Here is a 25722-nt window from a genome sequence, read left to right as displayed (position 1 = left end):
GGGCGAGGGCAAACGACGCCCTCGCGGAACGGTAATTTGAGTGTTCCCCAATCCAGCTTTTGTGGTGCCCAGGGGAACACTCAAATTGTAGTTTGCGCCGCAGTACAGGCGCCCCAAATAGCGGACGCCACCAAACAATGCTACACTCCTCCCATTGACCGACCGATAATCTCGTCAAACGGAGCGAGTGATGCTGCGACGATTGCTGTGTTGTGTAGTGAGCGTGGGGCTGCTGGGAGTGACAGCCTGTTCGGACGACAACGGCGGCAGCAGCGACAAAACGCTGACGGCCGATGCCGGCGACGGCGCGTCCAGTGACGCCTCGTCCAATGACGGCTCGTCCAGTGATAGCTCGTTCAGTGATACCGGGGTCGACACGGTGTCTGACACCACCTCCGATACGGCGCCCGACACGGGCCCGGACCCGAGCGGTGACTGCGACCCGGGCTACTCGTCGGACGGCGCCGGCGGGTGCACCCCCGATCCGGTCAGTGATCCCGCCACGCGCACTCGTCAAGAGGTGTGCACCCGCTGGACGGGCTATGCGCCGCAGGCGGCAACTCTGTGGGCGCAAGAGCCGACCGACGAGTGCGACTGGGGCGAGCTGCATCCCGAAGCGCAGGGCGACGCGATTCGCCGGCTCGACTTGTTTCGGTGGCTGGTTGGCCTCGACCCGGTGACGACCAAACCGAACTACATCGAGGTCACCCAGGCCTGTGCCACGACGCTCGCCGCCGAAGGCGCCGGGCTGACTCACAATATCCCGTCGGACTACGCTTGCTACACCCAGGAAGCGGCCACGGGCGCATCGTCGTCGAATATCGCCTACGGCGTGCGCAACCCGGCGGCGACCGTCGATCTGTATATCGGCGACCGCGGGGTCAACAGTCTGGGCCACCGTCGCTGGTGTCTGAACCCGACGATGGCGGCCACCGGATTTGGCCAGCGGGGAAGCTATTCGTGCATGTACTCGTTCGATCGAAGTCAGGCGTCGTCGGTCGACCACGTCTTCTATCCGTCGGCGGGCTTTTTCCCTCGCTCGGCGCTTTTGGGTGCGTGGTCGGCAGGCTCGCGAAGCTTTAACTTCGGCTCCTCGCCCGAGGTCACGATCACGAACGTCAGCGACAGCTCGATCGTGCAAGTCAACAACGTTCAGAAGCTTCGCAACGGCTACGCGATCGACACGATCTCGTGGGAGGTGCCCAACGCCGAGGCCGACGTGGAGTACGAGGTGACCATTGCAAACGGCAGCAACACGCTCAGCTATCGAACCACGTTGGTCGATTGTCCTTGAGCGTCAGGTGTCGCGGCGAATGTCGACGAACTTGCCTCACGACGCAGATCGTTGTACCCAGTCCACACAGGTGCGGGCCTTCCTTCTTTAGGTCCGTGAGGTACCGGTACCGCAACGCACAGCGGGAGAGACGGTGGAAGAAGCAGAGGAACTCAAGCTTGTCAAACGGGCGCAGGATGGCGACCAGGAGGCCTTCCAGCAGCTGGTGGAGAACTACCAGCGCAAGGTCTACTCCATCTGCTATGGCATGCTCAAGAACAAGCAGGACTCTCTAGACGTCAGCCAAGAAGTCTTCATCAAAGTCTTCAAGTACCTGGAGAATTTCAACCACAACTCCAGCTTCTATACCTGGCTGTACCGAATCACGTACAACAAGTGCATCGATTTTATCCGCAAGCAGAAGCGGCGCTCGGAGGTCGATTACGACGACACCATCCAGCGCAGCACCGAGGTCGAGGGCGACGAGAATATTCTGCCCTCGACGCTGGGGCTGCAGCCCGATCGGGTCTACGGGCGCAAAGAGCTGCGTGAGAAGATGCTCGAGGCGCTCGACACGCTGTCGGAGAAGCACCGCACCATTCTGATTTTGCGCGAGGTCGAGGGGTTGGCCTACGAGGAGATGGCCGACGTGCTCGGGATCTCCAAGGGCACGGTCATGAGTCGGCTGTATCACGCCCGGCGTTATTTCCAGGATGCCATCAAGGAGTATCTGGGCGATCAGATTACTGTTGAGTAGGTTTATTAGGGGGGGTGGGGTCTCGGGGTTTCGGGACGGAATCCGCGGAATCCCCCTAGATCCCCAGATCCCAGACTCGTTTTGAATATTTTGTTTTTACCCTCGTCTACCAGCAGAGAGCCAATCGACTGCTGAGGACAAGATGGCCCCACAAGGACTTTCCAGAGAGCAGTGCCTATTGCTGCAGCGCCACTACGACGGCGAACTGTCGGCGGCCGAGAGCGTGCAAGCCAAGCAGCTCTTGGAGCGCTCGGCTTCGGCGCGGGTCTATGTGCGTGCGCTCGAAGAGCTGACGCACAGCGTGCGTGCGGCGAGCGAGCTTGCTTGGGAGGATGCCGAAAGCGCGATGCCCGCGCCCACGGTGCTCACCGAGTTGGCCGTAAGCGCCGGCGATCCGACCCAGGCGCCGCTCGAAGAGCTGGCGCCGCTTTTGGAGCGCTTCCACGACGGCGAGGCCGACGAGGCCGAGATGGCCTTCGTGACCGCGCTGCTCGACGAGCGTGAAGACGCGGTCGACTATTTGGCCGGGCTCGACGAGATCGGCCATGGTTTGCGCGTGGCCGGCGAGGAGTTGGCCGAAGATGTCGACTTCGACGGGTTCTGGGACGGCATCGCCGCTCAAATTGGCGCTGATACGTCCGGCGCCGGCACTGCCGGGGCCGATTCCGCGCCGACAGACGAGGTGGCCTTCGAGCGCGAAGCGCACTTGGTGCTTCTGCAGCGCTACGTCGACGACGAGGTGAGCTGCGAAGAGGCCGCTCGCGTCGAGCGGTGGCTCGACGAGGGCAACGCGGAGGTCAAAGCCCACCTCGACGTGCTCGCCGAGTTGCACCTGGGCGTCAACGTCGCCATCGAGACGGCCTGCGAAGAGGCCGACTTGCGCGGCATCTGGACCGGTGTCGAGGCGGCGATCGCCGAGGACGCGGCCGACGCCGAGGTCGTCTCCCTCGATAGCGCGCGCGCCGATCGGCGCAGCGGATCTCGAGGGACGAGCAGCACGAGTTGGTTTTCGGAGTATCGCCAGGCGATCGTGGGCGGCTTGGCCGCTGCCGTGGTCCTGGCGGGGCTGGTGGGGCTGTTCAAAGACCAGATCTTCGGCCCCCAAGAGCGCGTGATCGTCGAAAAACGGGTGGTTGTTGTCGAGCAAGTTGAATATTCGCCCGGCTCCTCCGTCATGATTGATAGCCCGATGAAGCAAGCCAGCGCCGAATCGGATGGCGAAGAGGACCCGACGGTCATCTGGCTCTTCGACTCGGGCGACGAGGCTTCGGCTGACGAAGCGCCCGCGGAGCAAGACGAGGCCGCGCCGGCTGAAGGTGAGCAGGGCGACGAGGCCCCGGGCACCGACGCCGGAACCGATGCAGCGCCGAAGGGACAGCCCATTTGAGCTGTTCGACTGAAATGAACCTTCCCGTTGACGGGAAATACACTCCTAGGAAGTAGTCATGCGGACGCTTCTCAACATCTTACTGACCGTGACGGTGGTCGCCGGCATTCTGGGCTTTTCGGAGCCCGCCGCCGCCCAAGATGTCACCGTTCGCATCCGCTCGATCGGCGCGTGCACCGAGGGCAAAGCCTTCGACAGCGAACTCGACGATCTCAAAGGCAAACTCAAAAAGGCCTTCCGCGGCTACAGCAGTTTCAAGCTCATCGACGACGACCAGTTCACCCTGAGCAAGAAGCAATCGCACACCGAGACTGTCCCCGGCGGCACCAAGGTCAAGATCACTTTTCACGGCACCGCCGGCAATATGCTGCGCCTAGGTCTGGCCATCGGCGACAAACTGCAGACCACGCTTCGTGCCTCGCCCGGCAGTACCTTCTTCCAGGCCGGCCTCGACTACAAAGACTGCATGCTCATCCTGGCGATCACGGCCAAATAGCACTGCCAAATAGCATCGAAAAAAGCTCACCACGGGGACACGGGGTACACGGAGAAAGGCTTTTGTTTTTCCCCCGTATTCCCTGTGTCCCCGTGGTGAATTCAAGCTCCGTGACCATCGACACGCGTCGGCTTAGCCTCTACAATTTGGCTAGGCATTTTTCCTCCAAGTCGCGTTCGATGCATCCATGGCCACAGCCACCAAACAGAGGGTACTACGCTCCGGAGTCGTCATCGCCGAGAAGTACCGCGTGGACAAGGCGATCGCGCGCGGTGGGTTCAGTGTCATCTATCAGGGCACTCATATCGGCATGGAGCGGCCGGTGGCGCTCAAGCTGCTGGCGCTCGACGACGAGATCAAGCCGACCTGGTTGGAGCGATTCACCCGGGAAGCCAAACTCGCCAGCCAGCTGACCCATCCCAACACCGTTACGATCTTCGACTACGGCCAGGACGAGCGTGGTTTTCTGTACATCGTCATGGAGTGGGTGGAAGGCACGTCGCTCTATCACCACCTCAAGAAGAACGGCGCTTTGTCGGCACCGGACGTCGCCGAGATCACTCTGCAGATCTTGCAGAGCCTCGACGAGGCACACCGGCGCGGCTTTTTGCATCGCGATCTCAAGCCGTCGAATATCATGCTCTCGAAGGATTACGAGGGCCAGGACATCGTCAAGGTGCTCGACTTCGGCATCGCCAAGGTGCTGGAGAGTTCACAGCAGAAGGTGGGGCGGCAGGCGGCTCGGATCACCCACAAGGGCGCCTTTATCGGCACGCCGCGGTACGCCTCGCCCGAGCAGCTCGACGGCAAGAGCTTGACGCCGGCGGCCGACATTTACTCGCTGGGATTGTTGATGTGGGAGGCGCTGGTAGGAGACCCGGCGGTGCCTTCGATCCAGTACGGCGAGTGTGTCAAATACCACATGGGCGACAATCCCTGGCGCCTTCCCGCCTCGGTCGAGTGTCCGCCGGGGCTCGCCAATATTCTGTACAGGGCGCTCGAAAAAGACCTTTCGAGGCGCTACCAGACCTGCCGTGAGATGCACCGCGACCTGAGCGCGTGGCTGCGGTCGTCCGAAGCGCAGCGCAACAGCGGTCAAGACTTCTTCATCGGCGCGACCGCTGCGGGCGGATACGAGCCGGTGGGGTTGGCCAGAGAGTCGAGCGACGTGGATGACGACGAGTTATTCGCCGGGTTGGTAGAGCAGAGCAGCCCGGGCGACCAGGCGCCGCTTGATTTGCACGGGCCGTCGGGGGCGCCTCCTCCGCTGTCCGGCTCCAACGAGGTATCCTCGGCCCCGGGCGACGACACCTTCGAGCGTGAGCTCTTGGCCCTCGCAGAGGAGTCGTCGGTGCCCGAGATGGACCAGTCTGCTGCGCCCGACACGTCGCCTATGCAGAACCCGCCTCGACCGGTCGGCGCACACGCGCGCTCCGAGCCGCGGCATCCATCCCGTGTCTCGCAGAAGGCTTCCCTGCCGGCGAGCGATGGCGGGAATCATTCAAAGAAGATGACCGTGGCTGTCTCGGCGCTCGCCGCGGCCATAATCTTGGGCGCAGGCGCCTACGCGATTTTTTCAGGCGACGAGACCGCCGATGGTGCGGCTGACAACGCCAACAATGAGGCCGTGGTGGCCAAAGAGGATGACGAGGCCGCCGAACCGCCGGTCGAGCAGAAGAGCCCCGAACAACTGGAGGCTGAACTCGACGACGGCACGCCTTCCTACTCCTCGGGGATGATCTGGACGGCGCTCAACCAATCTGGTTGGCGGCGCATTGGCAAGGTCGACACGCTCGAGTTCAGCGACTTAACTCAGTCGAGTGCGCGTTTTCGAAAGAAATCGAAGACCGTCATGGTCACGATTTACGAGGCGCAGACCTACGCCGACGCCGAGAGCTACGTCACCACCGCCGAGAAACCGGTCCAAGCGATGCGCTTTGGCAAGACAACCGTCCAGGTCTCGCCGGGCGCCAAGGGCAACTCTACGCGCGGCGTCTACGACTTGATGTCGACCCTCTTCCAACTCAAGTCGATCGCTCAAGAGCAACAGTGAGTTGAGAGTGATGTCTCGAGGGGTGGAGGCAAAACGAGATATTTCGCAAAACAAAGAAGGCCGGCGGAGCAAATCCGCCGGCCTTCTTTGTGTCTTATGCCCTATCGATCAGTTCTTCGAGCGATCTTGGAAGGTCTCGTAGGTGATCGAGATGTTGTCCGGGGGCGTGGCGTTGACCTCGGGGCGGTAGCTGCCGAAGAAGGCCAGCGAGTTGGATTGGGCGAAGTAGTCGAAGCCGTTCTCGCGGCTGCGCGGGACCCAGTCGCCGTTGATGAACACGCGCAGCGAGCTCGAGATCGGGGTGTCCGGAAGCTGGTAGCCGGCATAACCGGAGGCGGCGAAGATGATGTCCTCGATCGTCTCGGAGATGTCGGTGGCGCACAGCGAGGCGAACGAGCCGCGGGTGGCCTGAGCGACCTCTTTGTAGGAGCGTCCGTCGTGGGTGCCGCAGCCGCTACCGTCGCCCACAATCGAGAAGCCGATGGTGTGCTGGCTGAAGAACGTGATCCAGTTCTGCAGCATCTGCTGGCCGGTGGCGCCCGACAGGTCGTTGTCCTGAATCGACTGCGACTCCTCGTCGGAGATCCAGATGGTGATGAGCTGGGCGTCGGGGCGCACGCGCTCGTTGGCGGGCGGGGTGCCGCTGATGCCCTTCATGAACTTGATGCCCTCTTCGGCGACCTTGAGGCCGTACTCGGCGTAGCCGTTACCGCTCCAGTTGATCACGGCGTTGACCGCGGCCAGGAAGCTGTTGAGGTCGGTGTGCCAGCCGGGGGTGAGCAGACGGCCGTTGTAGGCCTCGTCCATGGTGGTCACGCCCAGGCGGTAGTCGAGGCCGGTGTTACGCAGCTCGTTGTAGAACTGGTTGGCGACGGCCTGAACGCGGTTGTAGTCGTCGGACATCGAACCCGACTGGTCGAGCACCCAGTAGAAGTCGGCTTTGGTGCTCTCTTTGGGCTCGAAGATGTTGCAGCGCACCTGGTCGCCGTCGACCGACTCGGCGATGTTGGTCGTGTTGGTCAGGTCGTCCATGCGGAACTGGACTTTTTCGCGCGCTTCGTACTTGTCAGCAGGCGCGAGTGCGACCGAGATGAGCACCTGGTCTTCGTTGCTCTTGTCGCGGTAGATGGCCGACACGAACAAGCGGTACTTGGTATAGTCCGCACCGCTGGTCGTCGGCAGGCCGGTGACGTCGCTCTGGCCGAACGGGGCCATCGAGAAGAGCATGCTGTCGCGCAACTCTTTGTACGACTGCGACGACACGTCGAGCAGGTAGCGGCCGATGGCGGCCTTGTTGAAGTCGTGGGTGTCGAACATACCGCCGTTGAAGCCCTGGACGATCGAGCCCTGGGCGTTGATGGCGGTGCGCAGGCTGTCGAGGACTTCGATCGGGTCGGCCTGCGAGGAGTTGGGCGTGTACGACAGCAGGAAGCCTGCGACCTCGTTGGTCGGGTCGTCATAGACGGCGGCGGCCTTACGGTTGGCCGGGATGCTGCCGTTCATCGACAGCCCGCTGACGGTCAGCTCGGCGTAGTTGTTGAAGGCCGGCGGCAGCGCCAGCTTCCAGTTGCCCACGTTGACCTGGTTGGGGCTGTTCGGGTCGACCTGCACGTTATTCGACACGTAGTAATTGACCGGCTCGCCCGAGGGGTCTTCACAGGCGGTGACGATCCACTCTTCGTTGTCGGGAGTGCCGTTGCCGTAGGTGTCGGTCTTGGTCGGGTCGAGGCCGAGCTCGACCTCTTGACCGTCGGTCAGTCCGTCGCCGTCGGAGTCGGGGTTGTTTGGATCGGTGCCGTTGTCCAATTCTTGGAGGTCGCCCAACCCGTCGCCGTCGGTATCGTGGTTGCAAGGATCGGTGCCGATCTGGGCTTCCTCGCAATCGTAGATGCCATCATAGTCACAGTCGTTGTCGTCGATGCCATCGCCACAGATATTGGTGGCATCTTCGTCGACGTCTTGGCCGACGTCGTCTTCGACGTCCTCTTCAACATCCTCGATCACATCCGCCGGGTCGGTATCCTCTTCGACGTCAGCCGGGTCGGTATCCGGCCCAACGTCGCCAGCGTCGGCCTCGTCGGCATCATCATCGATGACGTCAACACTTGCGTCGCCCTTGTCGAGCTTGTTGTTGGTGCCATCCGGGTCGTCACTACAGCCGACGAACCCTGTCGTCGCAAGCAGTAGTATTAAGGCCAATCGTCGGATCTTCATTTCGCCAAATCCTGGTAGCAATGCTCAACTGATATGTGCACGTCATGGTGCTTTTGCGGCGCACCGCGGCGTTTTCCTCGCCCTTGAGGACCCAAAAGATAGAGGATTGTATGGGCGAAATCAACGACGTGTGACATTCGCGCGATTTGCACATGGCGACCGGTGGGCGAAGCCACGCGCTCGGTCCGGTCGACATGCCCGGTCGGAGCGGCCCCCCGCCGGCCGATGCGGGGGCGCTCATCACGTTGGAGCACTCTTTTGAATCAGTCTTTCGTGCGGTCTTGCCAGGTCTGGTAGGAGATGGCGATCACGTCGGGGGCCTCGCCGTTGTCGGGCAATTCGGGGCGATAGCTGCCAAAAAAGGCGATCGAGTCGGTCGACTCGAAATAATCGAAGCCGTTCTCACGGCTGCGCGGGACCCACTCCCCGTTGAGGAACACCCGCAGGCTGCTCGAGATCGGGGTTTCGGGCATGCGGTAGCCGGCCTGGGCGCTGGCGGCGAAAATAATCTCGTTGATCGTCTCGGAAAGATCCCGGGCACAGACGCTGGCGAACGAGCCTCCCGTGGCGCGCGCCACCTCTTTGTAGGCGGTGCCCTCGCTCATGCCGCAGCTCTCTGCTGGGTTGCCCACGATGGCGAAGCTGGTCGTGTGGGTGCTGTAAAAGTCGATATGATCGCCCAGCTTTTGCTGGGCGGTCGCTTCGCCCATATCTTGGTACTGGAACCACTCGGATTCCTCGTCAGAGATCCAGACGGTGATCAGGTGGGCGTCGGGGCGGATCATCTCGTTTTGCGGGGGCGTCAGGCCCGTCAGGCCCTTCATGAACTCGATGCCCTCGCGCGCCACCTGCAGCCCCCCCTCCCAGGCGCCGTTGAGACTGATGACCCAGTTGACCTCGCCGATAAAGGTGTTCAGATCCGTGTGCCAGCCGGCGGTGGGGCGAAGCCGGCCGTGGCGAGCCTCCTGCATCGTAGTCACCCCCAGGCGGTAGTTGAGCCCGGCGTTGAGGAGCTCGTTGAAGAACTGGTTGGCGATCATGGCCATGCGGTTGTTGACCGGGTTCATCGAGCCGGAGTGGTCGAGCACCCAGTAGAAGTCGGTGGGCGCGGGCTCCTTGGGGCCGAACAAATCGCAGCGCGACAGATCGCCGTCGCCCGCTTCGGCGACGTTGGTCGTGTTGGTCAGGTCGTCCATGCGGAACTGGACCTTGTCGCGGTTCTCGAATTTTTGTTTGGGGGCAACCGCCAACGAAGTGATCAGGTGTTTCTGGCCATTCCCGTACTCTCGCCACACCGTCGACACGTAGATGCGAAAGTCGCTGTAGACGGCGCCGGCAGTCGACGGAAGGCCGCTGGTTGCGTCGGCGTCGAACGGTGCCATCGCAAAGAGCAGCGTGTCGCGCACTTGCTTGGTCGACATGGGCGTGGTCGCGCGGATCCAGTAGTTGCCCCGGGCGGCCTCGCGGTAGTCGTGGGTGTCGAGGTCGTAGCTCAGATCTTGCTGGATGCCGCCGACGGCTCCAAGCGCCGCGCGCAACCCTGCGAGCACGTCGCCCGGGCCAGTCTGGTGGCCCTGGGGCACGTGCGAGAGGGTGAATGCAGCGATCTCAAGGGCGGGATCATCGTAGACGGCGGCCGCCTCGCGGTTGGTGAGGTCGGCGCCGGCGATGGTCAGTTCGGTGTAGTTGTTGAACGTCGTCGGCAGCGCGATGCGCCAGTTACCCACGTTGGACTGGGTGTTCGACGGGGTGGTCACCAACTGCGAGTGGTAGAAGGTGAGGGCCTCGGTCCGAGGTTCGCGGCAGGCTTCGACGACCCAGCGATCGCCGTCGGGGAGTCCGTCGCCGTAGGTGTCCTGCCGGGAGGGGTCGAGGCCGAACTCGACCTCCTGACCATCCTCGATGCCGTCGCCGTCGGTGTCGGCCACCAACGGGTCGGCGCCGTGCTGAAATTCGTGAAGATCGCTGAGCCCGTCACCGTCGGTGTCGTGGTTGCAGGGGTCCGTGCCGATGAGCTCCTCTTGACAGTCGACGATTCCGTCGAAGTCGCAGTCGTCGCCGGTGTCTTCATCGCAGGTATCCGCGTCGGCGCCGGCATCGCTTGGGGACGTATCAGGGGCCGTGTCACCGGCGTCCGAGTTCGCATCCGGCGACGGCTCGGCATCGGGGGCCGTGTCGGAGGGGGCGTCCGCAGCGTCTCCTGCGTCGGGCTCCGAGACGTCGATCAGACGGCCTGTGTCGCCAGTGTCTCCTTGGGGGTCGATGGGGTCGCTACAGCCCGATAGGGCGAGCGTGGCGGCGAAAGAGGCTGTGAGTGCGAGCGAAACGAGCTTTGTGCGATTCGACATGGGTCATCCCTCCGGGAGAAGCCTCGAGGTGCCCGGCCGGCGAAAGTGAGGGGGCCGACCGGGCGCCAAGAGAACGAGTGATGGTGGCAGCGCAGGCGTGACGAGATGAGGGCGGAGGAGTTCACGCCCACGGCCACCAGGCTCAATTGTCACTCTGATGGAAGGATTTGTGTCATTGAAGTCACAGTGTGTCACAAAGGGAGTCTCGGACGACGATGGCAGGGCATGGGCATTTGGCGTTTTCGGGTTGGGTGCGATATTACGCGCCTGTCAGCCCATGCTGTGTGATTTCCAAACTTTGGAGCGAGTCGATGACCGATACGAAAGCATTGTTGGACACCCTCAAGCACCACGTCGCCACCGGAGAGCCGGTCGACGCCGATTTCGGCGAGCTGATCGCCGAGGACGCCCCGGACCTGGTCGCCGCGCTCTTCGCGTCGAGCACCGACGAGTCGGTGCGCGGTCAGTGGGCGAAAAAGATCGACTTCGAGAAAGCCGACGCGCTCGGCAAGGTCGCCTGGGTGGCCAGCGAGTCCGAGGCGGTCGAAGAGCGCATCGACGAGATGCTCGATTCAGGCGAGGCGGGTACGGTGGCCGAGACGCTGGCGCGTGCCGGGATCGCGTGGGACAGCGATCAGATCGAGGCGTTGCTCGACCATGACGCCAACAGGCGCGCCGCGGCGCTGCTGCTGGCGGTGGCCAATCCCGACCAGGTCGCCGCTTGGCTGGAGGACTGCGAGGTCGTCGAGGACGCCCTCGAGGTGCTGCGCGCCGCGGCGCTCGACCTGAGCGAGGAGCTCGCCGAATCGTTTCGGGTCTGGGAAGAGGCGCTCGAGGAGCTCGACGAGGACGAGCTCGAAAAGGCGCGTCTCGATGGACTCTACGCCGTGCTCGAGCCGAGCGATTACGCTCGTCGAGTACTCGCCGGTGACTCGGGGATCGGCTGGCTGGGCGATATGCCCGTGGTCGCCGACTTTTTGCAGGTCCACGGCCCCACCCAGTGGCTCGAGGTGTTGGGCATGCTCGAAGCGGTCGAAGATCCGTCCCTCGAACTCGCCGCGCTCTTGGCGGTGAGCGCGGCGGCCGGAGCCGGCTTCGAGGCACCCGACGACGAGGAAGCCCAGCAGTTGCTCGATCTGCTGGCCGTCGAGCCGGGGGCCAAGACCGAGGTCTGGGAGCCGATCGCCACCGCCCAGGGGCTCGGATTTGCCATCGCGGTTGCTCCCGACGACGAGCTCGCGCTGTTGTGCGCCCAGGTGGCCGCTCACGAACGCCTCACGCTCTTCGACATCCACTCGGCCGGCATCCCCGGCTTGCCGCTGTCGGCGACCGCCGAGCAGCACCTCAACCTGGAGACCTCGCGCGCTTTGCTCGACGGGATCGCCGAGATGGACGAGATGGCCGACGCGACCGTGGTCGCTGTGGTGCGCACGATGTGCGATCTGCGCCGGCTGGTGATGCACGACCACGAGCGCTTCGCCGAGCATGCCGAAGCGTGGGTCGAAGAATTCCTCGACAACAGCTCGGCGGCGATCCGCCTGGCCGTGCGCCAACTGCTCGTGCCGCTCGACCACGAGGCTGCCCGCCGCGAGGCCGAACTCTTGGAGCGCACCGACGCCATCGAGGCGGCCTTGGCCTTCAGCGCCAACTCCATCGAAGAGGAAGCGCTCATCGCCGCCCTCGAAGAGCACGCCCGCCTCGAGGGCCCGCTGGGGCTCGACTGTGCGCGGCGGCTGGCCATGAATGGCTCGGACGACGCACTCGCTGCCCTGGCACGGCTGTGGAAGACTGGCAGCGTATTTCGCGTGGCGTTCTATCGGGATTGCTTGGTCGAGGCGGTGAGCCGTTAACCCTCGAGCACCTTGCGCGGCAACCGCATCAGCGCCAGGAAACTACCGGGCACCTCGGCCCGGTAGACCTCCCCGCCAGCTCGCACCTCCACACAATGCAGCGCCATGCGGTCGAGATACGCATGGCGCGCAGCCAGATGATTGGCATTGCGGTCGCCGTAGTCGGGGTCACCGAGCACCGGGTGGTTCCAGGCGCGAAAGCGCTGGCGCAGCTCGTCGTCGCTCAGCGTCGGCGCTTTGACGCGCACCACCGAGTTTCCCTCGACCTTGCGCAGCCGCTCGACCTCGATGCGGCCTTGGCCGTCGAGCCCACGCGCCTTGGGCAAGAATCCGTGCTTGGGCGTCTCGCCGGCCACGAGTGCCACCCAACTCGACGCGTCGATCACGGTGTCAGACACCATGTTGGGGCCGGAGACACCCGGCGAGAAGGTGCGCTGGGCGGGACCTTGCGGCTGGTAGGCGCGCTCGCGGCTCGACTTGGTGGAGGCGTCGTCGAGCGTGAGCACAGCCAGTGTTTCGACCTGGTCCGTCTGGGGCATGAAGTCGAACGGCTCGATGCTCTCGAGGCGAAAGCCGTGGTCGAGCAGGCGGTCGAGATCGCGCGCCAGCGTGTGCGGCTCGCATGAAAGGTACAGAATACAATCGGGCTTGGTGGCGCCCACAAAGGCGACCGTCTGGGCCGACATGCCGGCGCGCGCAGGGTTGGTGATGAGCCGGTAGGCGCGGCCATCGAGTCGATCGGCGAGCCAGTCGGCGGCGTGAGTGTCCGCGGCGGCGCGAAACTCGGCGTGCAGTTCGGCCCGACGGGCGTTGTCTTCGGCCAAATCAATCGCCGCCTGTTCGATATCGGTGCCGAGCAGCTCGGTGTCCGCTTCAGCCAACGCGACGCCGTGGGCCCCCACGCCGCAGTACAGGTCGACGAGAGGTCGCCGACTTTCGTCGTCGCCGAGAACGGCGTCCATGCGCCGGTGCACCGCCTCGAGGGCGTCGAGGTTGACCTGGAAAAAGGCCGTCGGCGGCACGCGAAACTCCCGGTTGGTGACTTCGACGTCGAGCCAGGCGTCGCCGGCGACGACCTGTTGCTCGCCCGCCAGCACTGATTGCGACGGCTCGTCGGCGAGGTTGAGGTGGAGCGAGACGCGCAGCTCGTCGCACGCCTCGTCGAGCGCTCGGTGCAGAGTGGCGGCATGCGCCTCGAGTTCGTCGCGGTCGTGTTCGGCGACCTCGCCGCACAGCGTGACGATGGCCGCCTCCTCAGCGGCAGGGTGGCCGGCGGTCGAGCGTACGTCGACAAAGCGCGTAAACCAACGCAACAGCCCATCGGTAAAGAGCAATGGGCGAAGCTCGCCCAACACCGTCTCGACGGTGGGGTGGTGGGCTTCGCAGCGCTCGACCGGCACCACCTGGCGGCTCCCCTCCTCGTAAAAGCCGAGCAGTGCTTCGGAGGCGTCGGCTTTCGGCAGCACCACCATGCGGGCGCGATTTCGGTAGCCCTGCTCGTGGGGCGACGGGTGCACCGCCGGAATCTCGTGGCCTGCCATCTGCGGATAGGCCCCGAACGCGCGCGCCACCTTTTGGTGTTTTTGGTGGAGTTGCTCCGCGTAGGGGAGGTCGACGAGGGGGCAGCTCGGGCATTTGGACATGTCGCGTCTCAATCTGTGCGTCTCGGGTTGCGTGGGGCTGAGCCACTCGGCTTTCACCACACCGGCATTGTGCCTATGATTCGAATGCAATGCGTAATACGCAAAGCAGACGCAGTAAACTTCAACACCACGAGGAGCCATCCGATGAGCGCAGTCAGCGAAGAAACACTCCAAGAGATCCGTGAGGACCTCGAGGCCCGCCGCGCCGAGCTGATCAACAAGAGTAAATTGGCTCAAAATGAAATTCGTGACTCCGACCAGTACCAAGGTGGACGTGATTCACTCGACGAGTCGACCGACGAGCAGGGCATGTCGACCCGGCTGCGGTTCGCCGACCGCGACCGCAACCTGATCATGAAGATCAACGACGCCCTCGAGCGCATCGCCAACGACGAGTACGGCTATTGCGAGTCGTGCGAAGAGGAGATCAACGAGAAGCGCCTGCGAGCGCGGCCGATGACGACCATGTGCATCGACTGCAAAGAGGAGCAGGAGCGTGAGGAGGCTCGCACGAAGATTCGTCCCGGCATGATGGACGAGTACGAGTGATGGCTGTCGGTCTGGCCGCGGACTACGAACTGGTTTTGCGGGCGGGCCATACCGACACATATGTCATGTTCGGTGACCGAAACTGACACAAGTGTCGTGCTGTGTAACTTTTGGCCACCGGCGCGACACGTCTGCGCGCTTTCTGCATCGCAGGCACGAGGATTGCACCTGCTGGGGATTCCTATGCGATAAATTCTGGATTGTTTGAAAACGATTAGGGCCTGTACGAAAATATGTGCCCGAGCGAGGGCGAGCTGATTTTGAGGCCATTTTTGTTCGTAAAACGTAGGCTTAGCAGCGCTAAGTCGAGGCTTTACGGGCAAAAATGGACCAAAACTCAGCCGTCATTCGCGACCAAATTAATTTTCGTACAGGCCCTAGTGGTGAATGCCCCAAGGTGAGGAAATGCAGCGAGAGGCTTCGGTCCGATGGGCTCTGGTATTTGGTTGTCTGACGGCATGTTTGGCTGCGTCACCGCCGGCGCTGGCTCAAGATGCTCGCTACGCGGAGTCCGAACGACTCACGATGGACGTGGCCGCAGGCGTATTTGGCGATTATCCCGGCTCGATATCAGATCCCGGAGGCGCCTTCGCCGGTCGCTATACGTATTGGGCGGCGCGAAACTCATGGGTGGGCGCGGACGCCTCGGTGGCCGGCGTGTTGGGAGGGGCGGAATCGCTGGCCGCACACTCCGGCGTGTCCGCCGGGATCGGCGGCACGCTCTTCTTGCTCGACTGGCTGGCGTTCGAGGTGGACGTGGGTCCTTATCTGGGCGCTCAAATCGACGCTGACAACGTCGCTCCCACAGTAGGCATCCTGGGCTCGGGGGCGTACCGGTTCCAATTTGGCCGCCACACCCTTCGTCTGGCGGTGACGTTGGCTCAGGCCGGCGTGCTCGCCGAGGACCCGGGCAACGACTGCGCGATGTGCAGCGGCTTCTTGCTCGGCGGGCTCGGCTACGACTTTCGGTTTTGACGCCCAACCTCGCCCTGTTGACGCCCAACTTCGCACTGAGGGGCGGCCGGCGAGAAAAGAGCTTGCATGTCCGGGGGGTTTCCACTCAAATTCGGGGGAGCTTGTCTCGTTGGAGTAAACGCGGTTGGTTATTGGTTGAATCCATGAGACAAGGCATAGAAGATGATTACCCCCGATAAGAGCCGAGATGAAACCGACTGATTCCAATAGCAAGGTCCGTTGCTCGTTTTGTGGCAAGGAAGCGCGCGATGTGCGCAAGCTCATCGCCGGTCCCAAGGTGCATATCTGCGACGAGTGTGTGTCGTTGTGCCGCGAGATTATCGAGGAGGACAAAGAGCGCGAGCCCAAGCAGCAAAAGGGCCTCGACGAGATGCGTCCCAAAGAAATCAAGGCGTTTCTGGACGAGCATATGGTCGGCCAGCACCGCGCCAAACGGGTCATCTCGGTGGCGGTCTACAACCACTACAAGCGCATCATGGCTGACGATCTGGCCCTCGAGATGCCCGACATGTTCGACGAGGAGGACGACGAAGTCGAACTGACCAAGGGCAATATCTTGATGATCGGGCCGACCGGCAGCGGCAAGACGATGATGGCCCAGTCGTTGGCCAAAAAGCTCGACGTGCCGTTCACCATCGCCGACGCCACCAGCCTGACCGAGGCGGGTTATGTGGGCGAAGACGTCGAAAACGTCATCAAGAACCTGTGGCTCGCCGCCGACCGCGACGTCGAGCGCGCCAGCCGCGGCATCGTGTGTATCGACGAGATCGACAAGATCGCCAAGGGCGGCTCGTCGCCGTCGGCCACCCGCGACGTGGGCGGCGAGGGCGTCCAGCAGGCGCTCTTGAAGATGGTCGAGTCGTCGGAGGTGATGATCACTCCCGAAGGGAGCCGCAACCGGCCCCAGCAGGAGTTTATCCAGGTCGATACCAGCAATATCTTGTTCATCTGCTGCGGTTCGTTCGACGGCCTCACCGAGATCATCAGCCGGCGCATGGGTGAGCAGCAGATGGGCTTTGGCTCGGAATTGAAGAAGAAGGACGAGAACACCTCCGAGATCCTCAAGTTTGCCCGTCCCCACGACCTGGTCAAATTCGGCCTCATCCCCGAGTTCGTCGGCCGCTTCCCGGTCATCGTCACCTTCGACGAGCTTTCAGAAGATATGCTCGTCGATATCCTGTGGCAGCCCAAGAACAGCCTCGTCAAGCAGTATCAGAAGCTGTTCGAAATGGAGGGCGTCAAGCTGCGCTTCCAGGACGAGGCGATGGTCGCCATCGTGCGCGAGGCCATTAAACGCAAGACGGGAGCCCGCGGGCTTCGCTCCATCCTCGAGGAGGTCATGCTCGACGTGATGTACGAGCTGCCGAGCCTGCGCAACGTGCGTGAGTGTGTGATCACCGAAGAGGTGCTCACCAAGAAGGAGAAGCCGATGCTCGTGTACGAGAAAAAGTCGGCGTAGCGCGCTCGTGGCGCGCCGGTAGAAGAGGGAGACGCAAAAAGAGCAAAAGGGTCAATGCCGGTCGGCGTTGGCCCTTTTACTCTTTAGCTCTTTAGCTCTTTAGCTCTTTAGCTCTTTTGCTTACTCACTGCACGCGAACGTCGTCCAGCGTTCCCTTCTGCCCGTCCGGGCCGGCGCTGTAAATCTCGTAATCTGTCGCCGACTTCTTGGTGTAGATGTAGGCGTTGCCCCATGGGTCGGTCGGCAGGTTGTCGACCACATTTTGTTGCTCGAGCTCTTCGAGTGAGTCGGGGAGTCGGCGCGGTTCGCTCTGCAGGAAGAATTCGTCGATCTTCGTCTGCAGGTTGCGGATGCCGAGCTCGGCCTCTTGGACGGCGGCGCGGTTCAGGCCGGTTTGCAGGGAGCGCAGCTCGACTTGGCCGGCAGGAGTGACCACCGCGCCGAGGTCGATCTTCTCGCGGTCCTCACCCACGATCACCGTGACCAGATAGCCATTGTTTTCGCCGTGGCCGAACTGTTCGGTACGGCGCATGACGACCCCTTTGCAGTCGTCGGGGACTTGGCGGTCGGGATCATTTCGCAGCTGCTCGAGCGTCGCGGTGCAGAATTTTTCCTCGAGCGCGGCGCGCTCTTTGGGGGGGATCTGCTCGTCGGCCGTCGTGGTGGCCGGCGGCTCGGTCGTCTGGGCGGGTTGGGTGCGCGCGGTGTCACCAGTGGCGCAGCCCTGCGCTACGAGCGCCGCCGCAGCGAGGGACAACAGGAGGATCGGGAGGCGCATCTTCATCATTTTACCTCGTACTAGCTCGAACTGCTCATCCATTCGTTACATCGTCATGCGCCGCCTGGGCGGCCGTCTTGCCCGACTGCACGCACAGGGGAACGCCGCCGCCGGGGTGGACGCTGCCCGAGGCCAGGTACAGGCCCGGGACGTCATCGATACGATTAGGCGCACGCCGGAAAGCGGCAAGTTTTGAGTTGGACGCTGCGCCGTAGATGCTGCCACGGGTGCCTCGAAATTGCGAGGCGAGGTCTGACGGCGTGCGCTCCCAGACTATGACGTCGTCTGCGTCGATGAGATTCATTCGGTGGAGCCTCGAGAGGACCGTTTCGCGCAGGTTTGCCCATACCTGCTCGGAGCGCGGGCCGTGCTCGGGCTCGGCGGGGGCGTTGGCCATGACGAAGATGGGTTCGTGATTCTCCCATCCCTCGCGGGCGTGCGCCTTCTCTTGAGCGCACAGGTACACGGTCGGCTCGCGGGGGGGCCGGTCGTGGTCGAAGATATCGGTAAATTCGTCGTCGTAGTGGTCGGGAAAGAGCACCGTGTGCGGTTGGCGCTCGGCGGCGGAGCGACGCTTGGCCTTGAGAACGGCCGTCCATCCCGACATCGACGGAGTCTCCGGCGGCTCCAGGTCGTGCTTCGTCGCCTCGGGGAGCAAGTCGTCGATGAGGTGGGCGACGTCGGCGTTGACCACGATCGCATCAGCCCGAGCAAAGGCTGGGTTCGCCACCGAGGGCACGGCGTTCACGGGGTCGGTCTCCTCTTCGCTCCCTGTCTCCTGAGTCCCCTGTGTCCCCCGTGGTGAGCCCCATTCCACTCCGCTCACTCGCCCTCCCTCGACGGCGATGCTTGTGACGTAGGAATCGAGCGCGAACTCGACGCCGACGCGTCGCGCCACGCGCTCCATGGCGCGGGCGAGTTCGTACATGCCGCCGCGGATGCCCCAGCCGCCCAGGCCCAGTTCGACCCAGGCAATGCAGTTGAGCGTGGCGGGCGCCTCGAAGGGGTTCGAGCCGTTGTAGGTGGCGTAGCGGAAGAGAAGGTCGCGCAGCTTCGGGTCTTTGACCCGGCTTTCGATACCGCGGGCCATCGTGTTCATGGGATCGATGGCCATCATCTTGCCGAGTGAGCCCAGACCCAGCTTGACCACCGAGCCGAACGAGGGCGCCGGGCCGAGCACGAAGTTCGGCGCGGCCGCCTCCCAGATGCGCCGGGCGTAGCCCAAAAAGTCGTCGAACTGGCGCGCGGCCTTGTCGCCGAGCGTCTTGCGCACGCTCTCACGGGTGTCCTCGGGCGCAAAATGCACGTCGAGGGCGGTACCGTCGGGCCACAGGTACCGAAACGCCACGTCGTGGCGAAGAAGCTCGAGTTCGGCTTCGAGGCTCGTGCCGGCCAGCGCGAGGACCTCGTCGATGAGGTCGGGCAGGGTCAGCAGGCTCGGGCCGGTGTCGAACTCGACGCCGTCGTGGGTGGCGATGCCGACTTTGCCGCCGCTGCGCGGCCCGGCCTCGTAGACAGTGACCTCGTGGCCGCGTGCGGCCAGGCTGATGGCGGACGACAAGCCGCCCATGCCGGCTCCGATGATGGCGAATTGCGTCACGTTTCACTCCTGCGCGACTTGCGCGCGTACGTACGTCCACTCCACATGATCGAGTCGCTGGCGTGCCAGCGAAATGAGTTGAAGGCGATACTCAGCAACGCCAGCGCGCCCACCGGGTGCAGCACGATGCCCTCGACGGGCTGGCGAAAGCGCCAGGCCAGGGCGGCGCGAAGCGCGACGTTGGCGCCTACCCCTACTGCAGCCGGCCAGAACATCCAGGCGAACCCGCCCAGCAAAGCTGTCGCCAGCATCACATAGGGGAGCACGAAGGCGGTGAAGTAGACCACGCACACGCCCAGAAGGGCGACGGGGTGGCCGCCGATGCCCTCGTACAGGTTCTTCGAGAATCCTTCCCACACTTCACGGGCCGACTCGTACATCCGGCAGCTGGCCATTTCGAAGCCGTCGGCGAAGACGACGCGGTGGCCGGCCTCCTTGGCGAGCCGGCAGAAGGCCATGTCGTCGACCACGTCGCAGCGCACGGCCTCGAAGCCGCCGATATCGTCATAGGTGGCGCGGTTGACGGCCAAGAGTTGGCCGTTGGCGGCCAGAAAGCGTGGATCTTGGGTGCGGTAGACCAGCATGAGCGGGAACCAGCTGGTGTAGGTCAGGTGCAACAGCGGCAGCACGAGGCGCTCGGCGAAGCTCGCTGTCTGCTGGCGTGGCACGGCGGTGACCAGCTCGGCGTCGACGCGCTCGAAGAGCGAGGCGATGCGGGCCAAGCCGTCGTCTTGCAAGAAGGTGTCGGCGTCGACAAAGACGAGCACGTCGCCGGTGGCAGCTTCGGCCAGCCGGTGACAGGCGTGGGGTTTGCCGACCCAGTCGGGCGGAAGCTTCTTTGCCTCGACGACGCGAAGCTGGTCGTACTCCTCGCATAGCCGGGCCAAAATTGCCGGCGTCTCGTCGGTCGACTGGTCGTCGTAGACGAGGACCTCGTCGACCGGGTGGGTTCCCTCGAGCGCCGCGCGCACGCACTGCTCGATGGTCTCTTCTTCGTTACGCGCGGGGATGAGCACCGATAAGCGCCCGGTAAAACGGCTGCCCCGCCGGCCTCGCGGCCAGGTGACGAGGTTGAAGAGCGTCATCAGGAGCGCGAAGAGCGGCAAGCCCGCGCCGGCGGCCCAGATGAGCGTTTCCCAGCTGAGGAGCGTCTCGATCATCGGGCGCCCCCGGGCGAGCGGTTCTCGTCGGAGCGCCGTCCGTTCAACCACGAGCCCAGAAGCCGGCGCACTCGCCCGCGCTTGGGACCCGTGAAGAGCGGCAACCACATCGAGTTGTCGCCGGCGGTGTTGTGCACCCGCATGCGCACCAGCGGGCGGTGGCGGTGCAAGTCGACGCGGTCGGGCTCACACAGCTCACCGACGCCGCGAGCAGACTCGCCTGTCGGCGTGGTCACTTCGGTGAGATAGCGCATATAAAACGGGCCGCTGTCGACCACATCATGGTGTCTGACACCGAGCCAGGGCTCGTCGCCCCGGAACAGTTCGAGTGCAGGCCACCAGCGAAGTCCGCCCATATTCTTGCGCGGCGAGGCGAGCTCGACGCGCACGTCTTCGAGGAACTCGGTGCGTCCGTCATCGTCGATGGTCAGGCCCAGACAAATCGGCTCGCCGTCGGCCTCTTCCCACAGCAGGTAGTAGATGAGCTCGCGGCCTTCGAGTGGCACGCGTCCCCAAATCCAGTGGTCCATGCCGAGATCGTGCTGGGGCACCGAGCCGCCGTTTCGGTCGTGATAGGCGCGCCCGTCGATCCGCCAGTGATGCTCGCCTTGGGTCAGATCCGCCCGACCCGTGGCGGGGCCGACGCGCGGCGTCCAATCGTGATGGGGTAGTTCACCGGGATGGGTCTCTTCACCGCATGGTTGTCGGCAGACGCCGTCGAGCTCGATGCGACCGGTCAGGCGTTCGTCGGAGCCGTCGACGGGGCAGTCGAGCTCGACGTCCAGGTAGACGCGGCCGTCTTCGACGCGGCGCTGCATCCGGCAGTCGCCAAAGGACCATGTATCGTCGTCGCTCGACCAGGTGGCGTCGTCGGGGGCGAGCTCTTGGAGGAGGTAGAAGTCGAGTTCGCCGTCTTTGTAGACCGACAGGTTGATGCTCGGCCGCTCACGCGGTGCCGGCGCGCGCCCGTCGCGGGCCGACTGGGCGTAGCCGGGCAAGAAGGGCAGGCCGTACGACCAGATAAGCACCAGGCCGTTGCCGGAGGTGTCCACGAGGTCGACATACCACCACACGAAGCCGCCTCGAGCGTCGAGCAGCGCGCGGTCGAGGCGATGATCGGGCGGCGACAGGCAAATGAGCGAGGTCTGGGACATGTTCGGGTCGAGTGAGGAAAACTGAGGATGAACAAAGATCACCAAAGAGCAACTCGAGGGTGACTCGAAAATAACCACGCATCTTGGATGCTGCAGGTTGGGTATGAGTTACATGATTCCGGGGCGCTGGCTTTCGATCGCGCCACCAGCGTGCGGTGCTGTGACGTTCATCGTGAGCGAAGCAACGAGAAGGATGATGACTGTGCTTGCGAACATTGTGTGAAGGCGCCGAATTCAGCTTGGCTCCCGAGCGGCGCCGATTGTGGCAAGAAGCGAGTCGACTTGTCGAGCAGCGCCATCACCACCCACGCCGCCCCCTCCCATACCGGTGTCAGACACCATGTTTGCTGGTGTCAGACACCGTATCGTACCGGTGTCAGACACCATGTTGTCCTGGATCTCGAAACAGAAATCACCCCCCGATCTCGCCCCACCCCCAACACGGTGTCAGACACCATGTTGTCCAGCATCCATGGGCATCTGAGCGCGATCCTCTGTGCTCGCGTCGCACATCGTTCCGCGAAAAAGTTGGCTCGAACACGCAACGATTCGGCCCCTTTTGCCGAAAACCGTATTGAGGGCTGTCGATGAACCTTCACCTTACGGAGACTGGCAGATGGGACAACCGCTCAGGCAGCAAGAAAAGGACGCGATCTACGAAATCGTCAATCGCACGCTCCACCAGTTCCACGGGCTCAAGCCGGGCGAGGAGGTCAACAAGATCATCCTTGGGCTTCTGGCCAAGTACGCCTGGATTTACGGCGTGGAGATCTTTGCGTTTTGCTTTATGTCGAACCACTTCCACATCGTGGCGCGCTGCCGTTCGCTGCAGCTCCACCTGTTCATGCGTGACTTCCAGAGCCAGCTGGCGCGCAAGCTCAACAAGCTTCACAACCGCACGGGCACTTTCTGGGAGCGCCGCTACACGGCCACCAAGATCTTGGACGACGACGCGCTGATCGACCGGCTGCGCTACACGGTGTGCAACCCGTGCGAGTCGGACCTGGTGAGTCATCCGAAGCGGTGGCCCGGGCTTTGCTCCTGGGACATCCACCACAGCGGCGAGCCCATGTGGGGAGAGGTGGTCGACAGGGAGACGTACTGGCGCGAGAAGCGAAAGAAGAAGAATGAAGACAAGAGCGAGGCCGAGCTCATCGAGATGGCCACGGTGCGCTACCCGCTCGAGATGGCCAAGCTCCCGCAGTGGAAGGACCTCGACGACGAGGCCTACCACGCAAAGATTGTCGAGGAGTGCCACAAGCACGCCGGGCAGCTGGCCGAAAAGCGCTGCAAGCCGTGCCTGGGCCCAAAGAAGGTGCTCGCCCAGAAGTGGTCGAGCCGTCCTGCAAATCCGAAAAAGGCGCCGCGTCCGCTGTGTCACGGAGGCGACCCCGAGCAGCGCGAGGAGTATCGCAAGCAGCGCTGGGACGTGGCCGACAGCTACAAAGAGGCGGTCGGAAAGTGGCGCGAGGGAAAGACGCCGGTCAACCGGATCGAGTTTCCCGAGGGGACGATCCCGCCAGGCCACCAGTTCTGCTACGGGTGCAAGGGTCAGTTCAACATGACCGTGCCGCCACGGCCCGCCTGAGGCGACCTCCCGTCGTCGATTCGAGAAGCTCCAGCCATTGTCCCCCGCCCGCTCTCGCGACCTGTGCCGTGAGCCTGCCGAAGTGCATCCACCACACTATGTTTCCCACCGTTTTTCGACCGAAGAACCCGCCAACTCGCAGCCGATTTTGATTCGACGTGTTCTGATGCCGGTTTCGCCGTCGTCATCACGCCGAATTGACTCGTCGAGCTTGGTCGAAACGTGCTGTGAGCCGCATTACGACTACCTCTCATGGTGTCTGACACCGTTTGGGGGGAGGGTTGTTTTGGGGGGGCAGATTTGGGCGGTTGCATTCGGCGATGCGCTTAGCGGCCAGACTCTCGGCGTATCTCGATCGTCCAGTGATTACATTTTAACCGATATGTTACGTTGGGCGCGAACGCGCATCATATCTTGGGAATCTAATCGGAGGTGTAGGCACCATGGACGTCCTTGTAGTAGGCGCAGGTCCGGCGGGAATGGCAGCGAGCGCGGCTTTGGCGCGTGCAGGCCTCGACGTGGGGTGCTTGGCGCCGTCGCATCCGTCGCCGTGGCCGAACAATTACGGGCTTTGGGAAGACGAAATCGCCGGGCTGGGTCTGGCCGACTGCTACGACCGGCGCTGGGACAATCCGGTGGCCTATACCAGCAAAACCCACGCCCACCACCTCGACCGGGTCTATCTTCGCCTCGACAACCAAAAGCTGCGCGCGCGGCTGACCGAATGGTGTGACGCCCACGGGGTGCGCTGGCTGGAGGGCTTCGCCGCGTCTACACGAGTGAACAAACGGGGGATCACCGTGCTCGACCGGCACGGCCAAGAGTACACGGCCGCGCTTCTGATCGACGCGACCGGCCACCGCCCCAAGTTCGTCGAGCGCGAGCAGGGCGGCGCCAACGCCTCCCAGGCCGCCTACGGCTTTGTCGGCGACTTCGACGGCGACCCCATCGGCGGCGACGACCTCGTGCTCATGGATTTTCGCGAGGACTTTCTCGACGCCGGCCCGCGCCGAAGCCCCGAGGCCACGTTCCTCTACGCCATGAACCTTGGCGATGGGCGCTACTTTGTCGAGGAGACCTCACTGGTCCACCGCCCGGCAATGACCTTCGACGTGCTCGAAGAACGACTCGCCCAGCGACTGCGCGCGCGCGGAGTGCCCGTCGTCGGCGTCGAGGACGTCGAGCGCTGCCTCATCCCCATGAATAGCCCGATGCCCCTGCTCGACCAACAGGTCGTCGGCTTCGGCGCCGCCGCCAGCATGGTCCACCCGGCCACCGGCTACCAGATGGCCCGCATGCTACGCACCGCTCCCGAGCTCGCCGGCGTCATCGCCGAGCAACTGGGCAAGCTGGGCGCCGACCCCAAAGACGCAGCGCAGAGCGCCTGGCGGACCATCTGGCCCGAGGACCAAGTGCGCGCGCGCAAACTGTGGATGTTCGGCCTCGAGTGCCTCCTTCGCCTCGAGCCCGCCCAGACCCGCCGCTTCTTCGAAGTCTTCTTTTCGCTGCCCGGTGAGTACTGGAAAGGCTATATGTCCGGCACCCTGGCCCCCGCGGAGATCGCCCGGGTCATGTGGAGTCTATTTCGTGTCGCCCCGATGTCGCTACGCATGTCGCTGACCAAAACGGCGATGGGGCGTGAAGGTTGGGAGATGATCAGGGCACTGGCAGGATGACCAAACGAACCTTTAAAGGAGTCGCGATCGCGCTGACCATCATCGGCGCGTGGGCGGCGTGTCTGGCGGCTCTTCTGACCGTCGATGTCATCGCGATCTCGCCGTGGCTGGTCGTGCCGGCCATCGCCGTGCAGACCTTTCTGTACACCGGGTTGTTCATCACCGCCCACGATGCCATGCACGGCACCGTCGCGCCCGACAACCGCAAGCTCAACGACCTGATCGGCACAGTCGTGGTGCGCCTTTACGCGCTCTTCTCGTACAAAAAGCTGACCGAAAAACACTGGGAGCACCACGATCATCCCGCCTCCGGCCAAGACCCCGACTACCACAATGGTGAGCATCGCGGCTTTTTCGCGTGGTATTTCAACTTCTTGAAGAATTACGTCGGGGTCTTCCAGATCATCGGCATGGCGGTGGTTTTTAACGTCTTGCATCACCTTTTGGGGGTCGGCCTTTTACAGCTGAACCTTTTTTGGGTAGTGCCTGCGCTGTTGAGCACGGTCCAGCTCTTCTATTTCGGCACGTACCTGCCGCATAAAGAGCCGCCGGAGGGCTACGCCGATCGCCACCGGGCCAGGAGCAACGCCTACTCGACGTGGGTGTCGTTTTTGACGTGCTATCACTTCGGCTATCACTGGGAACATCACGAAAAACCGGGGGTTCCCTGGTGGCGATTGCCGCAGGTTCGAAAGAAGTTCGAGAAGTCGGTGTAACTCAGAACAGACAGTTGCATCTTAGTGGAGGAGTGGGTTCTCGACA

Annotated in this window: 19 protein-coding genes; 12 read left to right on the top strand and 7 right to left on the bottom strand. The window is 63.3% G+C overall.

Going from position 1 to position 25722, the window contains the following annotated elements:
* Window positions 1–190: 190 nt before the first annotated feature.
* From FIV42_RS10965 to FIV42_RS10945, 5 genes are all read left to right on the top strand, one after another.
* Window positions 191–1294 (top strand): CAP domain-containing protein, encoded by a 1104-nt coding sequence (locus tag FIV42_RS10965; protein WP_141197726.1) that lies wholly within the window; start codon window positions 191–193, stop codon window positions 1292–1294.
* A gap of 133 nt (window positions 1295–1427) precedes the next feature.
* Window positions 1428–2030 carry an RNA polymerase sigma factor gene (locus FIV42_RS10960; protein WP_141197725.1) on the top strand — a complete coding sequence of 201 codons (603 nt, stop codon included), beginning with the start codon at window positions 1428–1430 and terminating at the stop codon, window positions 2028–2030.
* Window positions 2031–2172: 142 nt separating this feature from the next.
* Complete coding sequence (locus FIV42_RS10955; protein WP_141197724.1) at window positions 2173–3417, top strand: hypothetical protein; 1245 nt, start codon at window positions 2173–2175, stop codon at window positions 3415–3417.
* A gap of 58 nt (window positions 3418–3475) precedes the next feature.
* Window positions 3476–3913: a hypothetical protein gene (locus FIV42_RS10950; RefSeq protein ID WP_141197723.1), complete on the top strand. Its 438-nt coding sequence runs from the start codon at window positions 3476–3478 to the stop codon at window positions 3911–3913.
* 187 nt (window positions 3914–4100) lie between these two features.
* Complete coding sequence (locus FIV42_RS10945; protein WP_141197722.1) at window positions 4101–5966, top strand: serine/threonine protein kinase; 1866 nt, start codon at window positions 4101–4103, stop codon at window positions 5964–5966.
* Between the two features lie 108 nt (window positions 5967–6074).
* On the opposite strand, the gene FIV42_RS10940 is transcribed toward FIV42_RS10945, so the two are convergent.
* Window positions 6075–8180 carry a VWA domain-containing protein gene (locus tag FIV42_RS10940; RefSeq protein WP_141197721.1) on the bottom strand — a complete coding sequence of 702 codons (2106 nt, stop codon included), beginning with the start codon at window positions 8178–8180 and terminating at the stop codon, window positions 6075–6077.
* Between the two features lie 263 nt (window positions 8181–8443).
* A complete protein-coding gene (locus FIV42_RS10935; RefSeq protein WP_141197720.1) occupies window positions 8444–10528 on the bottom strand; it encodes a hypothetical protein in 2085 nt (694 codons plus the stop codon).
* 311 nt (window positions 10529–10839) lie between these two features.
* On the opposite strand from FIV42_RS10935, the gene FIV42_RS10930 reads away from it, so the two are divergent.
* Window positions 10840–12378, top strand: coding sequence for a hypothetical protein (locus FIV42_RS10930; RefSeq protein ID WP_141197719.1), 1539 nt, complete (start codon window positions 10840–10842; stop codon window positions 12376–12378).
* Here the strand turns inward: FIV42_RS10930 and FIV42_RS10925 are convergent.
* A complete protein-coding gene (locus FIV42_RS10925) occupies window positions 12375–14021 on the bottom strand; it encodes a methyltransferase (RefSeq protein WP_168210560.1) in 1647 nt (548 codons plus the stop codon). The two genes, FIV42_RS10930 and FIV42_RS10925, sit on opposite strands and share 4 nt — an antisense overlap.
* Window positions 14022–14165: 144 nt before the next feature.
* Between FIV42_RS10925 and FIV42_RS30705 the strand changes: the two genes are divergently transcribed.
* From FIV42_RS30705 to clpX, 3 genes are all read left to right on the top strand, one after another.
* The gene (locus tag FIV42_RS30705; protein ID WP_222615431.1) at window positions 14166–14570 is read left to right on the top strand and encodes a TraR/DksA family transcriptional regulator; all 405 of its coding nucleotides are present in this window, start codon (window positions 14166–14168) and stop codon (window positions 14568–14570) included.
* Between the two features lie 462 nt (window positions 14571–15032).
* Window positions 15033–15545 (top strand): hypothetical protein, encoded by a 513-nt coding sequence (locus FIV42_RS10915; RefSeq protein ID WP_141197717.1) that lies wholly within the window; start codon window positions 15033–15035, stop codon window positions 15543–15545.
* A gap of 187 nt (window positions 15546–15732) precedes the next feature.
* A complete protein-coding gene (gene clpX / locus FIV42_RS10910; RefSeq protein ID WP_141197716.1) occupies window positions 15733–17004 on the top strand; it encodes an ATP-dependent Clp protease ATP-binding subunit ClpX in 1272 nt (423 codons plus the stop codon).
* Window positions 17005–17128: 124 nt separating this feature from the next.
* Here the strand turns inward: clpX and FIV42_RS10905 are convergent, their stop codons facing one another.
* Genes FIV42_RS10905 through FIV42_RS10890 form a run of 4 tightly spaced genes read right to left on the bottom strand, consistent with a single transcriptional unit; the run spans window position 17129 to window position 21696 of the window.
* Window positions 17129–17788, bottom strand: a complete 660-nt coding sequence (locus FIV42_RS10905; RefSeq protein ID WP_168210559.1) for a type II secretion system protein GspG — start codon at window positions 17786–17788, stop codon at window positions 17129–17131.
* 28 nt (window positions 17789–17816) lie between these two features.
* Window positions 17817–19382 carry a phytoene desaturase family protein gene (locus FIV42_RS10900; RefSeq protein WP_141197714.1) on the bottom strand — a complete coding sequence of 522 codons (1566 nt, stop codon included), beginning with the start codon at window positions 19380–19382 and terminating at the stop codon, window positions 17817–17819.
* Window positions 19379–20542: a glycosyltransferase gene (locus FIV42_RS10895; protein WP_141197713.1), complete on the bottom strand. Its 1164-nt coding sequence runs from the start codon at window positions 20540–20542 to the stop codon at window positions 19379–19381. The genes FIV42_RS10900 and FIV42_RS10895 overlap by 4 nt, the downstream gene beginning before the upstream one ends.
* A complete protein-coding gene (locus FIV42_RS10890) occupies window positions 20539–21696 on the bottom strand; it encodes a hypothetical protein (protein WP_141197712.1) in 1158 nt (385 codons plus the stop codon). The genes FIV42_RS10895 and FIV42_RS10890 overlap by 4 nt, the downstream gene beginning before the upstream one ends.
* Window positions 21697–22312: 616 nt before the next feature.
* Here FIV42_RS10890 and FIV42_RS10885 point away from each other — a divergent pair.
* The 3 genes from FIV42_RS10885 to FIV42_RS10875 all read left to right on the top strand — a co-directional run bounded on the left by FIV42_RS10885 (window position 22313) and on the right by FIV42_RS10875 (window position 25676).
* Entirely contained in the window at window positions 22313–23284 is a 972-nt protein-coding gene (locus tag FIV42_RS10885) for a transposase (protein ID WP_141197711.1), read from the top strand.
* 443 nt (window positions 23285–23727) lie between these two features.
* The gene (locus tag FIV42_RS10880) at window positions 23728–24960 is read left to right on the top strand and encodes a lycopene cyclase family protein (protein ID WP_141197710.1); all 1233 of its coding nucleotides are present in this window, start codon (window positions 23728–23730) and stop codon (window positions 24958–24960) included.
* On the top strand, window positions 24957–25676 hold the full coding sequence (locus tag FIV42_RS10875) for a fatty acid desaturase (RefSeq protein ID WP_141197709.1): 720 nt from the start codon (window positions 24957–24959) through the stop codon (window positions 25674–25676). Before FIV42_RS10880 ends, FIV42_RS10875 begins: the two co-directional genes overlap by 4 nt.
* The last annotated feature ends 46 nt before the right edge of the window (window positions 25677–25722 follow it).

Source organism: Persicimonas caeni (assembly GCF_006517175.1).
Lineage (GTDB): Bacteria > Myxococcota_A > Bradymonadia > Bradymonadales > Bradymonadaceae > Persicimonas > Persicimonas caeni.
This window is presented reverse-complemented; position numbering and strand designations above follow the sequence as displayed.

What these genes read in the sequence shown, in the direction of transcription:
- FIV42_RS10945 (WP_141197722.1), top strand. Translation starts at nt 4,101, where the DNA reads ATGGCCACAGCCACCAAACAGAGGGTACTACGCTCCGGAGTCGTCATC.
- FIV42_RS10935 (WP_141197720.1), bottom strand. Translation starts at nt 10,528, where the DNA reads ATGTCGAATCGCACAAAGCTCGTTTCGCTCGCACTCACAGCCTCTTTC.
- FIV42_RS10890 (WP_141197712.1), bottom strand. Translation starts at nt 21,696, where the DNA reads ATGTCCCAGACCTCGCTCATTTGCCTGTCGCCGCCCGATCATCGCCTC.
- FIV42_RS10965 (WP_141197726.1), top strand. Translation starts at nt 191, where the DNA reads ATGCTGCGACGATTGCTGTGTTGTGTAGTGAGCGTGGGGCTGCTGGGA.
- FIV42_RS10925 (WP_168210560.1), bottom strand. Translation starts at nt 14,021, where the DNA reads ATGTCCAAATGCCCGAGCTGCCCCCTCGTCGACCTCCCCTACGCGGAG.
- FIV42_RS10955 (WP_141197724.1), top strand. Translation starts at nt 2,173, where the DNA reads ATGGCCCCACAAGGACTTTCCAGAGAGCAGTGCCTATTGCTGCAGCGC.
- FIV42_RS10950 (WP_141197723.1), top strand. Translation starts at nt 3,476, where the DNA reads ATGCGGACGCTTCTCAACATCTTACTGACCGTGACGGTGGTCGCCGGC.
- clpX (WP_141197716.1), top strand. Translation starts at nt 15,733, where the DNA reads ATGAAACCGACTGATTCCAATAGCAAGGTCCGTTGCTCGTTTTGTGGC.
- FIV42_RS10930 (WP_141197719.1), top strand. Translation starts at nt 10,840, where the DNA reads ATGACCGATACGAAAGCATTGTTGGACACCCTCAAGCACCACGTCGCC.
- FIV42_RS10940 (WP_141197721.1), bottom strand. Translation starts at nt 8,180, where the DNA reads ATGAAGATCCGACGATTGGCCTTAATACTACTGCTTGCGACGACAGGG.
- FIV42_RS10880 (WP_141197710.1), top strand. Translation starts at nt 23,728, where the DNA reads ATGGACGTCCTTGTAGTAGGCGCAGGTCCGGCGGGAATGGCAGCGAGC.
- FIV42_RS10885 (WP_141197711.1), top strand. Translation starts at nt 22,313, where the DNA reads ATGGGACAACCGCTCAGGCAGCAAGAAAAGGACGCGATCTACGAAATC.
- FIV42_RS10895 (WP_141197713.1), bottom strand. Translation starts at nt 20,542, where the DNA reads ATGATCGAGACGCTCCTCAGCTGGGAAACGCTCATCTGGGCCGCCGGC.
- FIV42_RS10905 (WP_168210559.1), bottom strand. Translation starts at nt 17,788, where the DNA reads ATGAAGATGCGCCTCCCGATCCTCCTGTTGTCCCTCGCTGCGGCGGCG.
- FIV42_RS10875 (WP_141197709.1), top strand. Translation starts at nt 24,957, where the DNA reads ATGACCAAACGAACCTTTAAAGGAGTCGCGATCGCGCTGACCATCATC.
- FIV42_RS30705 (WP_222615431.1), top strand. Translation starts at nt 14,166, where the DNA reads ATGAGCGCAGTCAGCGAAGAAACACTCCAAGAGATCCGTGAGGACCTC.